10 protein-coding genes and 1 tRNA gene are annotated in these 11,852 nt (G+C 56.6%); 9 read left to right on the top strand and 2 right to left on the bottom strand.

Going from position 1 to position 11,852, the window contains the following annotated elements; all coding sequences use genetic code 11:
• Window positions 1–54: 54 nt before the first annotated feature.
• The 7 genes from RISK_RS24290 (at window position 55) to RISK_RS24260 (ending at window position 7,862) form a co-directional block, all read left to right on the top strand.
• Window positions 55–426 carry a response regulator transcription factor gene (locus RISK_RS24290; protein ID WP_008681283.1) on the top strand — a complete coding sequence of 124 codons (372 nt, stop codon included), beginning with the start codon at window positions 55–57 and terminating at the stop codon, window positions 424–426.
• A gap of 82 nt (window positions 427–508) precedes the next feature.
• Window positions 509–2,131 (top strand): arylsulfatase, encoded by a 1,623-nt coding sequence (locus tag RISK_RS24285; protein ID WP_236696653.1) that lies wholly within the window; start codon window positions 509–511, stop codon window positions 2,129–2,131.
• A gap of 112 nt (window positions 2,132–2,243) precedes the next feature.
• Complete coding sequence (locus tag RISK_RS24280) at window positions 2,244–3,236, top strand: HAD family hydrolase (protein ID WP_047816925.1); 993 nt, start codon at window positions 2,244–2,246, stop codon at window positions 3,234–3,236.
• 1,137 nt (window positions 3,237–4,373) lie between these two features.
• Window positions 4,374–5,372: a hypothetical protein gene (locus RISK_RS24275; RefSeq protein ID WP_047816924.1), complete on the top strand. Its 999-nt coding sequence runs from the start codon at window positions 4,374–4,376 to the stop codon at window positions 5,370–5,372.
• Between the two features lie 115 nt (window positions 5,373–5,487).
• The gene (locus tag RISK_RS24270; protein ID WP_150122696.1) at window positions 5,488–5,865 is read left to right on the top strand and encodes a hypothetical protein; all 378 of its coding nucleotides are present in this window, start codon (window positions 5,488–5,490) and stop codon (window positions 5,863–5,865) included.
• 18 nt (window positions 5,866–5,883) lie between these two features.
• Window positions 5,884–7,143 (top strand): ISL3 family transposase, encoded by a 1,260-nt coding sequence (locus RISK_RS24265; RefSeq protein WP_201778962.1) that lies wholly within the window; start codon window positions 5,884–5,886, stop codon window positions 7,141–7,143.
• Window positions 7,144–7,532: 389 nt separating this feature from the next.
• Window positions 7,533–7,862 carry a hypothetical protein gene (locus tag RISK_RS24260; protein WP_047816921.1) on the top strand — a complete coding sequence of 110 codons (330 nt, stop codon included), beginning with the start codon at window positions 7,533–7,535 and terminating at the stop codon, window positions 7,860–7,862.
• On the opposite strand, the gene RISK_RS24255 is transcribed toward RISK_RS24260, so the two are convergent.
• Together RISK_RS24255 and RISK_RS24250 are read right to left on the bottom strand one after the other, a co-directional pair.
• Window positions 7,863–8,408 carry a hypothetical protein gene (locus tag RISK_RS24255; RefSeq protein ID WP_150122695.1) on the bottom strand — a complete coding sequence of 182 codons (546 nt, stop codon included), beginning with the start codon at window positions 8,406–8,408 and terminating at the stop codon, window positions 7,863–7,865.
• 268 nt (window positions 8,409–8,676) lie between these two features.
• Window positions 8,677–8,750 (bottom strand) — tRNA-Arg (locus RISK_RS24250).
• Between the two features lie 281 nt (window positions 8,751–9,031).
• On the opposite strand from RISK_RS24250, the gene RISK_RS24245 reads away from it, so the two are divergent.
• Both RISK_RS24245 and RISK_RS24240 read left to right on the top strand, forming a co-directional pair.
• Window positions 9,032–11,092, top strand: coding sequence for a hypothetical protein (locus tag RISK_RS24245; RefSeq protein WP_150122694.1), 2,061 nt, complete (start codon window positions 9,032–9,034; stop codon window positions 11,090–11,092).
• Window positions 11,093–11,162: 70 nt separating this feature from the next.
• Window positions 11,163–11,576 carry a hypothetical protein gene (locus tag RISK_RS24240; protein ID WP_047816919.1) on the top strand — a complete coding sequence of 138 codons (414 nt, stop codon included), beginning with the start codon at window positions 11,163–11,165 and terminating at the stop codon, window positions 11,574–11,576.
• The last annotated feature ends 276 nt before the right edge of the window (window positions 11,577–11,852 follow it).

Here is an 11,852-nt window from a genome sequence, read left to right as displayed (position 1 = left end):
TGACGGACGCGGTCTTGTGATCGGCCGAATGATCCGGGGCGGACTTACCAATCGATGCAACATCGCGCGACCATTGCCGTGATTGACAACGATGAGTCAATCCGCACTGCCTTGCGCCGTTTGTTGCAAACGAGTGGTTACAGCGTGGAAACGTTTGCGTCGGCGGATGAATTCTTGGACGCGGCGAGTTCAGAAAAACCAGATTGCTTGCTATTGGACATGCGACTCGGCGGGACAACGGGGTTGCAGTTGCAACAGATGCTGCTCGATGGCGAGCGGTTCATTCCAACGGTTTTCCTGACTTCCCAAGAAGATCACTTGTCGCGACATGCGGCGATGCAGGCGGGGGCGTTTGACGTGCTCCGCAAACCGATCGATGCCGAAGTGCTTCTCGATTCCATTCACAACGCGATTGAGCGTGCGTGACCACCATACATTGCCGGACGGAACCGGTTGATCTCACTGAAGGAACGAAACTTTTCTTAATTGACTGTTCGGGAGAACTGGAGTGTCTAAAGGTAAAAACACGATGGCGTTGACTCAGGCGGCGCTACTCGCTCTTTTCGGATTGGTGGCAACCGTGACAACGGTTCGAGCCGCTGACCAACCCAACATTGTCGTGCTGATTTCAGACGACACCGGGTACGGCGACCTCGGTTGCTATGGCGGAGGTGCCGGCCGCGGGATGCCAACGCCCAACTTGGACCGGTTGGCCGATGAAGGCATGCAGTTCTGGTCGTTCTACGGCCAAGCGAGTTGCACGGCTGGCCGAGCCGCGATGATCACGGGTCGCTACCCGAACCGCAGCGGCATGACGACGGTCGCCTTCCAAGGCCAAGGCGGTGGTTTGCCGGCCGCGGAATGGACCTACGCATCGATCCTGAAGAAGGCCGGCTACAACACCTTCTTCGCCGGCAAGTGGCACTTGGGTGAAGACGACTACGCGATGCCAACCGCTCACGGTTTTGACGTGATGCGGAACGCATTCCTGTATCACCTGAACGCCTACACGTACCCGCTGGAATCGTTCAACCCATCGATGGAACCGGAGCTTCGCGAAGCGTTCGCAAAGATCACCACTGGGATCCTCGACGGCGAAGCCGGCAAACCAGCTCGCGAAGTGGCCAAGGTCACCGACGACAACATTGCCGAAATCGATGTGATGACCACGAAGGCATCGATCGAGTATCTCGAGAAGTTTGCCAAGGAAGACAAGCCGTTCCTGATGAGCATCAACTTCGCCAAGAACCACCAACCGAACCTTCCCGCCGAAGGCTACGAACTGAAGTCGCCTGCCAAGAGCAAGTACGGTGACTGCGTCGTTGAGCTGGACGACAACATCGGCAAGATCATGGACAAGATCCGTGAACTCGGCATCGATGACAACACGTTGGTGTTCTACACCGTCGACAATGGTGCGTGGCAAGACGTGCACCCCGACGCTGGATACACACCATTTCGCGGCAGCAAAGGAACCGCTCGCGAAGGCGGACACCGTGTCCCGGCGATCGCTTGGTGGCCTGGCAAGATCAAACCTGACACGGACTCGCACGAAATCGTCGGTGGCCTCGATATGCTCGCCACGTTCGCTTCGGTCGCTGGAATTGAACTGCCCAAACAAGACCGCGAAGGCGAACCGATCGTCTTCGATAGCCAGGACATGACACCGCTTCTGACCGGCAAGGCAGACGAGTGGACTCGCAACAAGTGGTACTACTTCACCGAATCGGACCTCTCACCCGATGCGATTCGTTTCGGCAAATGGAAGGCCGTCTTCAACCAACGTGGTGACAACGGTGCCCAGGCCGGCAGCGACGCCCCCGGGGCCGAATTGGGATGGCGTGGACCGCAGAAGTATGCAGCCACCGTCCCCGCGGTCTATGATCTATGGCAAGACCCCCAGGAGCGTTATGACTTGTTCATGAACAGCTTCACCGAAAAAACCTGGACGATGGTTCTGTTCAACAAAGCGACCAGCGAGTTGATGCAAACCTATGAGAAAAATCCACCGCGTAAGCTTCAAAGTGAAACGTACACCGGCCCCATGACGATCGAGCGGTTCCGCAAGGTCGACGAAATCAAATCGCTGCTGAAGAAGAAAGGCATCGATTTGAAAGAGCTGCAAGACTGATCACTTTTGCGAGGCGTGGCGGGGATGAATTCTCGCCACGCCTTTTTTCATGCGCACTCCTCTTTCGTAACGTTTCGCTCATCTCGACTCTTCTCTTACTGAAAACGAAATCATGAGACTCAACTTCTGTGCCTTCCTCGTCGCGTCTGGCGCGGCAATGCTGACCGGTTCGCTGACCGCGGCGGCGGACGATCCACTTCCCTCGTGGAACGAGACAGCAACCAAGCAGTCGATTGTGGCTTTCGTCGAGAAGGTCACCCAACCAGGTTCGCCAGACTTCGTCCCCGCGGATGAACGGGTCGCGACGTTTGACAACGACGGCACGCTGTGGAGCGAACAGCCGTACTACTTCCAACTTGCGTTCGCACTCGACCGGGTCAAAGCAATGGCACCGGATCACCCCGAGTGGAATACCAAACAACCGTTTCAGGGTGTGTTGGAAGGTGACCTGAAAGCGGTCATGGCTGGTGGCAAAAAGTCATTGATCGAGATCGTTGCCGCCACGCACGCGGGCATGACGGCGGACGAGTTTGAGCAGATTGTCACCGAGTGGATCTCCACCGCGAAGCATCCCCAGACCGGGCGTCTGTACAAGGAAATGGTTTATCAGCCGATGTTGGAATTGCTCGCGTACTTGCGAGCCAACGATTTCAAAACCTTCATCGTTTCGGGCGGCGGCATCGAGTTCATGCGGCCATGGACGGAAGCGACCTACGGCATCCCGCCGGAACAGGTTGTCGGCAGCAGCATCCAGTCGCGATATGAGGTTCGCGATGGCAAACCGGTGATCGTTCGCTTGCCCGAAATTGACTTCATCGACGACAAAGAAGGCAAGCCAATTGGCATCCATACGCACATCGGCCGTCGGCCCATTTTCGCGGCCGGCAACTCCGACGGCGACTGGGCGATGCTTCAGTACACAACGATCGGTCGTTCACCGAGTTTCGGTTTGATCGTGCATCACACCGACGCGGACCGAGAATGGGCATACGATCGCGAATCGCACATCGGCCAACTCGACAAAGCCCTCGATGATGCCGAGCAGAAAGGCTGGACGGTGGTGGACATGAAGCAGGACTGGAAGGTCATCTATCCAGCGAAGTAATGGATCAAAGCGGACAAGTTCGATCGCGATCGGAAATCCCGTCGCTGGACTCGCCAAGAGTTCAGACCCGACCCCGTTCGCTGGTTGGCCGCTATCCCAAGAGGGACACTCAGTGAGTCGACGCAAACCGGGGACTCACGGACCCGGCAAGAGTTCTGCCGACCCTCCTGGCCTTTGACGATCCCCTGAGCTGTTACCCACCGAAGGCTTCGGTTTGCGAGCTTTGCTTGGACTCTTTCGTTTCAACTCCTTCTGATCCGAGACCTCAACACGAGGAATGACGTTTCAGGGTTCATTGGAAACGAAGCAGTTACGCAGGTGTCATCGGGCAAGTGAGCCGTTTGGCGTTCGCCACGGTTCCCACGCAAAACCGGGGCTGACGCTGGGCTGCGAAATATTTGGTGTGACGGAACGCATTCGTTTGCGCAAGTTTTCATCCCGGTAGGGATGTCAGATGGTAGCCGTCGGTAAGCGATCGCGCCACCGACGGACCTGTAGCCCACGCCGCCACTCTCCATCCCGCCGTGGCCGATGGCCACGGCGGGATGGAGAGTGTTTTTGGGGACGCTCGGTTTCCGGGGGTACGCTGCTACGCAGCAACCCCCGGCTACCATCTGACATCCCTACCGGGATGAAGAAAGACAGCGAGCCGGAAGAAAAATTGCATTCGCTATCCGAACGCCAACATCAAACATTTCGCAGCCCAGCCTAACGCCCAAACGGCTCACAAGATTATGCCCGATCATTCCTGCCGACCTGCTTACACGGTGTCAAAGGGCTTTGTCTCCATCCTTCCCCACGACATCTATCCGTCGGAGATTCAGGTGATTCCGTCGAGCTAGGAGGATGACCAGAATCGAATGCTCGTGAAAGGCCACATGTGTGAGGCCAGTCACGATCCATGTATCTTGCATGCAAAGCACGAGCGACGTAGCCCCGAAGCTGGACGGGAGGCTGGACACGAGTTGCTCCGGGATCTGTACGGCAGCAACAAGAGCCAGCTGGTGGCGCTGATCAGGGCACTCACGGGACGCCGGATAGCCGGGGGCCGGCCCGAAAACCGATATGCTAATCTGGACTCTTATCCGGCAACATCAACGGTTGCATTGCGTTTACTCAAAATACGAGACAAACAGGATGTCCAGATGGAATGTCCCTGCGGACGCTACAGATGCGTTGCAGTTGCAGTTCGGTGCCTTGATGCGTGAAGGAGAGGAGCGAGGGGAGATCCGGTTTCCAGACTTGAGTGGTGAACAGCAGCTCGTTTTGGCGGGAGATTACTCGGGTGAGCACTCTGACGCAAAGTATCAAGTAGTCAGCTTGCTTCTCTGTGGAATGTCTGACTGCATGGGCAACTGGGATGCGGATCGCACTGCCATACGGGACCAACACCTCGCTGATGGAAGACGGCATGCGTTTAAGAAGCTACATGACGCATCGAGACAACGCGCGCTCGTGCCCTTCTTGTCTGCGACTTCGGATATCAATGGCATCCTCCTTTCTGTGGCGATCGACAAGGATATTGAGAAGACTGATCTGGGATATCAGTTTCCGTTTGAAACACCTTCAACAGAACTTGTTCATGCAAAGCTGATTCGTATAGCTACGTTCGGTGCCTTGCTGGTTAGCGGTCTTGGCGCCGTTGGGCAGGACGTGATGTGGCTAACCGATGATGATGCGATCGTTGCCAATGATGAGCAAACGACTCACGCAGTCAACGTCATTGACTCGATGCTAACTCGAATGTGCCCGTTCGGTCTTGGGGAAGTCTGTGTAGGAATAGCTGGCAAGTTCGATGACAACCGACTAGCTGAAGACCTTTGTGCAATCCCCGATCTTGCTGGTGGGGCAATCTCCGAGACCCTTGGATTATTGGATGCAGCAACAATCCCGAGGGAGTCTGGTCGCTCCAGCGTGGTCCAGAGGGAATCAGCCTTCAAGGCGAAAATAATTTACACTTGGATCGCTACTCTTCAGGGGAAATTATCCACTGCGGTGTGCCTCGTTCGCCCGCATGAATCGGGTGGGATTCAGATGTCTTTCGCGAACCCAACGGTGGACCTGGGGGACAGTGATGAAGGATCAGAGCCCGAGCCAGTCAGTGACAAATGGCGAGCATCTTCGACTTCCTGGTAGAGGTAGAAGTGTACGAGCTAGACAGGACGCCATTTCTTCGTGCAAACTCGCTCGCTGCTGCTCGGTCACCACAAGCTGTAGACCAGAACTGCATGCGACGGCGACAACCTACCCAATGTCGGTGATTGATGGTTCTCTGTTTTTTGTTCCGAGATCGCTCTATTTCGAATTTTGCTTAGCCGATATCGGGATTTGCTCAGACAACTCTATTCTAGGTTCCTCAAGTAGATTTCAGATGGATGATGCAAGCCGCACAGCTTGGTGGGTCGCGTTTTTTGGAGCAGCCATCACGATCGCTGCAGGCCTGCTCACGGTGCTGCTAGGGATTCCGGTTAGCCTCTTAACGAACTACCTAGTGACGCAAGCCGATGAACAGCAGCGACCAGTATTCCAAGCCGTGGCAAACGAAACTGAAGGGGCCTGGGATGTGGAAGTCACCAATCCCTCAGCGATGGCGCGTCGTGTCACCAAATGGGTTCTTCGGGGAATTTAGTGGCTGATCGCGTGGAGCGTGTTGATTCTGTACTTTGTTGGGATGAACGATCTGAACCAGCACTACCGACTACTTCTTGGGCTCAGTGACGATTGGAAAGTCGTCGGCGTCGAGCTCGAACTCTCGGCCAACCAAGTCATCATCGACCTGGAACATTCGGGTGGCAAGCTTTGCTGCCCTGAATGCTCTGCATCTTGCTCACGAAGCGATACAGCTCCGAAGCGAAGATGGCGTCATCTGGATACGATGCAATTCGCGACCGAGATTCGAGCAGCGGTTCCGCGAAGCAAGTGCCCCACCTGCGGAGTCAAGACCATCTCGGTTCCTTGGGCCGGCAAGCACTCTCGGTTCACGCTGATGTTTGAGTCTTTCGCCATCCGTGTTCTGCAAGCGGCGGCCAATGTCTCCCGCGCCGCTGAGCTTCTCAGGTTGAGTTGGGATAGCGTTCATTGCCTGATCGAACGTGCGGTGCAAAGGGGACTGGATCGGCGTTCTCTGGACTCGGTTCACCATGTCGGGATGGATGAAAAGAGTCTTGGAAAAGGGCACGATTATGTCTCCGTGATGACGGACATTGATCATCGCCGTGTTCTCGATGTCTCGAAAGACCGTACCATCGCCGCGGCGGACGAACTCTGGCAAACACTCAACGAAAGCCAGCGAAATGAAGTCGAATCAGCCTCGATGGACATGTGGCCGGCGTTCATGACTAGCGGAAAAAAGAACGCCCCCAACGCAGAGATCGTCCATGATAAATTTCACGTCAGCAAGTATCTCGGCGAAGCGGTCGACAAGGTGCGTCTTCAAGAACAGCGAGAACTCAAAGGCGAGGGCGACGAACGTCTGACAGGGCTTCGCCAGATGCTTCTCTACAATGAAGAGAACCTGAGTGAGGATCAGCGAATCAATCTTCAGATCCTGCAAAAGAGCGACCTTCGCACGGGACGAGCCTGGGCCCTGAAGGAGAACTTTCGACACTTCTGGGACTGCAACGGCCAGGCTGCTGGGCAGCGATTCTTTGATGGCTGGTACCGTTGGGCGATGCGTAATCGCTTGGAACCGATCAAGAAGGTCGCGAGAATGCTCAGGGGACACCTTCCAGGCCTGATGAGCTACTTCAATCACTACGTCACGAACGCTCTTTCAGAAGGATTCAATAGCAAGATCCAGTCGATCAAATCCGCCGCACGAGGCTTTCGTTCGTTCAAGAACTACCGTTTGAGAATCCTCTTCTATTGCGGCAAGCTCGGTCTCAACCCCGTCGTCTCTGGCCACTAAATTCCTCGAAGAACCAGTTTTTTAAGAGTTCTTGATATCGCGGTTGCTGGGGCAACGGCTGTTTCGGTTTGAAGCGACCGTCCCCGTATCACTGCCAACTGGGATTGCCGTGCAGCATCACGAAAAAATCGGGGCGACACAATTCGAACGTCGTAGACCGCCCGTTTTTGGCATGGTTCCAAAGCGATTTATGCCGCGTTTTCCTGCGTTTTCTCGTTTTTGGCTTGGCCTCTTTTGAACTTTGCCCTTCTGTCTGGCGAGGAATTCCCGGCAGGGTTCCCGGTTCGATTGGATGGCGGCATCTGCCAACCCGCTGTTCCGCAAAATATGCGAACTCGATACGGTTAGCAGGTGCCGTCTTTGCTGTGCTTCAACGGAATGGAATCGTCATGTTGCCCAAACTGCTCTTGATCAGCCTTGTCTGTAGTCTGCCCGCCCACCCAAGCTTGCACCCGATGCAGCTTGGACCAACCCAATGGATTGATTCAGCAGCACTTGAGACTCTCGAGCCTCAGTCCGAGATCGTGCTGCCAAGGCTGGTTGTTCCAGAGTGGCGAAGAACACTCAAGATAAAGCCAAGGAATTGGGAGCAGTCGCGACTGGAGTCTGAGGAGCGAGTAAAGCGGCTAAAAGAAAGGATTGAGCGAGCAAAAAAACAGCAAGAACGCATCGACAGGCAGCGGGGAATTCAGGATCGGCCGGTGTTAAAGGGCATCTGATCAATCGGGTGACTGCATGGATACCGTCTGCTGTTCCTCAACAACCGGCGTCGGCAGTTTGATCGCTGGCTCTTTGTATTCCCAATCAGCTGGTAGCCATTCTGCTGGATCTTCATCGGACACAAAACTTTTCCACACGTAGAGTTCTGTATTCTTCTCTTCGTCGGTTAGAAGAGCATTGGTTTTCAGGTTGCGTGCCGGCCCATCATTCAACTTGAGCCAACCTCCTCCGATGTCAGTCACAGAGATGGCGGTAGGAACCGTCAGGTATCCAACGACATCGGCTTTGTCGTCGGGAGCACTGTGGACGTTGCACGGTTGGCGTACCCAGGCAGTCAGGTCGCTCCGAGCCGTTGTCTGCGGTGTCGGTGGCGGGACCGCCGTGCGACGATTGTGCCCCTGACCTGGACATCCATCCGCGATGATTGCCAGCAGGAAGACTCCGATCACGACAACGAAGACCAGGCCCCCGCATCCAGGAAGGCAACCGGAACGTTTTTCGGGAGCGATGTACTTTAGGCCGCAATGTTGACACGTGACGGCCAAGCCCGCAGCATTGCTGCGGTGACGATTTTGGCCCCCACATTTCGGACATGTAGCATCTATCAGAGCCATGCGACTGTTCTACAACCGGTTGACGCATCCAACGCACATGCGTCAATGGCTTGGCTGGACCTGCGTTCCCTGGTTCACTCGTGGTGAACGCTACACAGGGCCGCAACGAAGATTTTGATCCGCTTTGTCTCTTCGACTCCACCCCAGAAACACCGGGCGTGGCAAATTGCAAGAAAACCCGCAATTCAGCGATTCAGAGTACACCCGGAGGGATTCGAACCCCCAACCCTCGGTTCCGAAGACCGATGCTCTATCCAATTGAGCTACGGATGCGTTGGAAAGATGTCGGGTGGCCAATCAGTGCTGGCTGCCTCGACGTGCGACAGTATGCCGAGATTTGTCGGCGGTGGCAAGCCGGACAGATCGACTTTCATTTGCTATCTTCTCGGGCTCGGTGTGCCGGGCTCGCCCACGTTCTCTGGGTGTCGCATTTTGTTGTCCGCGGTGTTTGCCGTCGCAGTTTCTGCGACCGCGGGGGTGGGTTCGCCCAAGTTGTGTTGTTCCGTGCGTGGGGCTTTTTCACGCGATTTTGTTTGGGGTTGAATGTGAGTCGATTGAATCGCGGTTGCCTGCGTGTTGGGGCTTGGGCGTTCGTTGCGTTGGCGACGGTCGCATCGCTTGCGCCATCGGTCGAGGCGGCGGGGACGAGCAAGTACGCGCACAGCGACAGTGACAAGCGGTTCTTGCACCACATCGATCTCTACGACCGGAACAATCGCAAGATCTCGTCGGATTCCACTGAGCCGTATTCGGTCGAAAAAACCTGCGGTCGCTGCCACGACTTCGAGACGATCGCTCACGGTTGGCACTTCAACGCCTTCGCCAGTGAAGTGGAACGCCAACGCCAGAAACAAAATGTCGCTGGCGATGCTGGAGAAGACGACACGACCGCTGAGCCGGAGGGGGCGGCACCGGCGGATGCGGACGGGCAGGGGGACTCGGTTGAGTCAACGACCGATCAGGTGACTTCGGACGGGCGTCCGGGTGAGCCGTGGATCTGGACGGACGCGCGGACTGGAACGCAGTTGCCGCTTTCCTATCGCGATTGGGCAGGGCGATTCAGTCCGACTGAGATTGGGATCACAACGCATGAAATGACACAGCAGTTTGGGGCTCGGATTCCTGGCGGAGGCCTGGCAGCGGACTGGGACCCGAAAGCAAAAGCACTCGACGCGGAAGGCGCCGAGCCGACTCGGTGGCCGCTGACCGGATCGCTGGAGATTGACTGCATGGCTTGTCACGCCAAGTCCGGCGCGTATGACTTCGAACGAAGGCGTGAAACGATCGAAGCGGAAAACTTTGCTTGGGCGCCCACCGCTGCCTTGCGGATCGGTGAGGTGACGGGATCGGTGTCGCGCATGAAGGCCGGCGTCGATCTGGAAGACGAGAAGGTGCAAGCCAAGCTTCCCAAGGTTGCGTACGATGATCGACGGTTTGGCGTCGATGGGACGGTGTTCTTCGACTTGGTCCGCATGCCCGAGAACAACTCCTGCTATCAGTGCCACAGCCAGCGAACGGTTTCCGACGCCGGCATCGACGCTCGCTGGAACCATGATCAAGACGTTCACCTGCGGGCGGGGATGAACTGTGTCGATTGCCATCGCAACGGCATCGATCACCAAACCGTTCGTGGTTTTGAAGGGGAACAGCATCCCGCCGGGATTTCCGCGACGACGTTGAGTTGCCGTGGTTGCCACTTGGGCGTGTCGGATGAACACAGCGAAGACGGCGATCCACTGTCGCTGACGGAAGTTGCCTTCCGGGCTGGCCGGCTTGGTTCGCCGTTTCCCAAGCACGAAGGATTGCCGCCAGTCCACTTTGAAAAACTGAGCTGCACGGCGTGCCACAGCGGTCCGATCCCAGGCGAAGCCGCCGCGGGCTTGATGACTTCGCTGGCTCACGGGTTGGGCGAGAAGGGGCATCGCAGCGGATCGGAACTGCCCTCGATTCAAGGGCCCGTGTTCGCCAAGGCCGCCGGCACAGGTTTGGTCACGCCGCACCGTGCGATGTGGCCTGCGTACTGGGGGAAGTTGGTCGATGGAAAGGTGACGCCGCTTCCGCCGGAGGAGGTTTACACCAACACGCGTCGGGCTCTTCGAGTGCGCAAGGACTTCATCGCCGAGTTGTCGGAGGAAGGCCGCGAAGTCTTTGACGAGAAAGTTGCTGAAGCACTGGCGGCGATCGAGAAAACGATGGACGTCGGGCAAGCGGTGTATGTGTCGACCGGATTGGTTTTCGTTCGCGGCGAAGAGGGCGGTTCGCTGGCCGAGGTGGAGGTGGAGAACCAAGACGCGGTGGGGATGGTTCAGTGGCCGATGGCTCACAACGTTCGGCCTGCGGGTTGGGCCTTGGGTGCGACCGGTTGTTTGGAATGTCACTCAGACGATGGGGTGGTGTTCACATCCACGGTGACACCCAAGGGGCCCGCTCCGGTGACCGCGGAGCCGATCAGCATGGCCAGCATCCAAGGACTGGATGAAGCGACGCGATTGGAATGGAATCAATTGTTTGGCGGTCGTGCGATGTTCAAGGTTTTGACGGCGACGTCGCTGATCGTGTTGTTGCTGGCGATTTTGGGGAGCTGGATTCCAGCGATTCGTTCCCGTACGGAATAGGTGCTGGGAGCGTGTGGTGGTTGTTGTTCTGATTTGAAATTTGCTTGATTGAAATCCGGAGTCGTTTGCTTTGTTGTCTCTGATTCGAAACGTGTCGCTGCTGGTTCTGGTGATTGCCACGGCGGCGTTGGTAGCGACCGCGCTGCCAACTTTGTGGGGCGGCCACCTCGGTGGTGCAACGTTGCGGTTCCACATGATGGCCAGTGGAGCCGTGGTCGTGTTGCTGCCTGTTTATGCGATCACGCGTTTGTGGATGCGGCGACAACCCGCCTCCGAATCGGCGTTTGAGATGGGAGCGTTTCGGACGCTGTTGATCTTTGGCGTGGCAACCATCGCCACGATGTTCGTCTGCATGTTGCCCATCGCGTCGACCGATGTGATGCACGACTTGGTTGAACTGCATGGCTGGGCAGGGTTCGCGATGGCAGCGGCGATCGCGTTGGTCGTTTACGCGACGTTTTGGCGCGAGAACACGGCGTCGTAGACCAGGGGCAGAGCTGGCTTTCGGGAGAGCGTTCATGGTGACCCGACGCGTCAGCGAGGCGGGGGGCAGTTCCGCTGGATCCTCGCTGACCGGCTTGTCGATGTTGCTGTCGGTTGGCCACTCTTGGCCGACATCCACAACTCTGACGGGCAAGAGTGCCTTTTTGTACCCCACATCTTCTGGGAGCCGTTTGCGTTGTAAATACAGGCGTTTTGAAGCCAAACATCCCTTGCCCAAGAACCATTAAGCAGGTACGCAGGTGTCATCGGGTATGTG

Origin of the sequence: Rhodopirellula islandica (genome assembly GCF_001027925.1) — a bacterium.
GTDB lineage: Bacteria > Planctomycetota > Planctomycetia > Pirellulales > Pirellulaceae > Rhodopirellula > Rhodopirellula islandica.
This window is presented reverse-complemented; position numbering and strand designations above follow the sequence as displayed.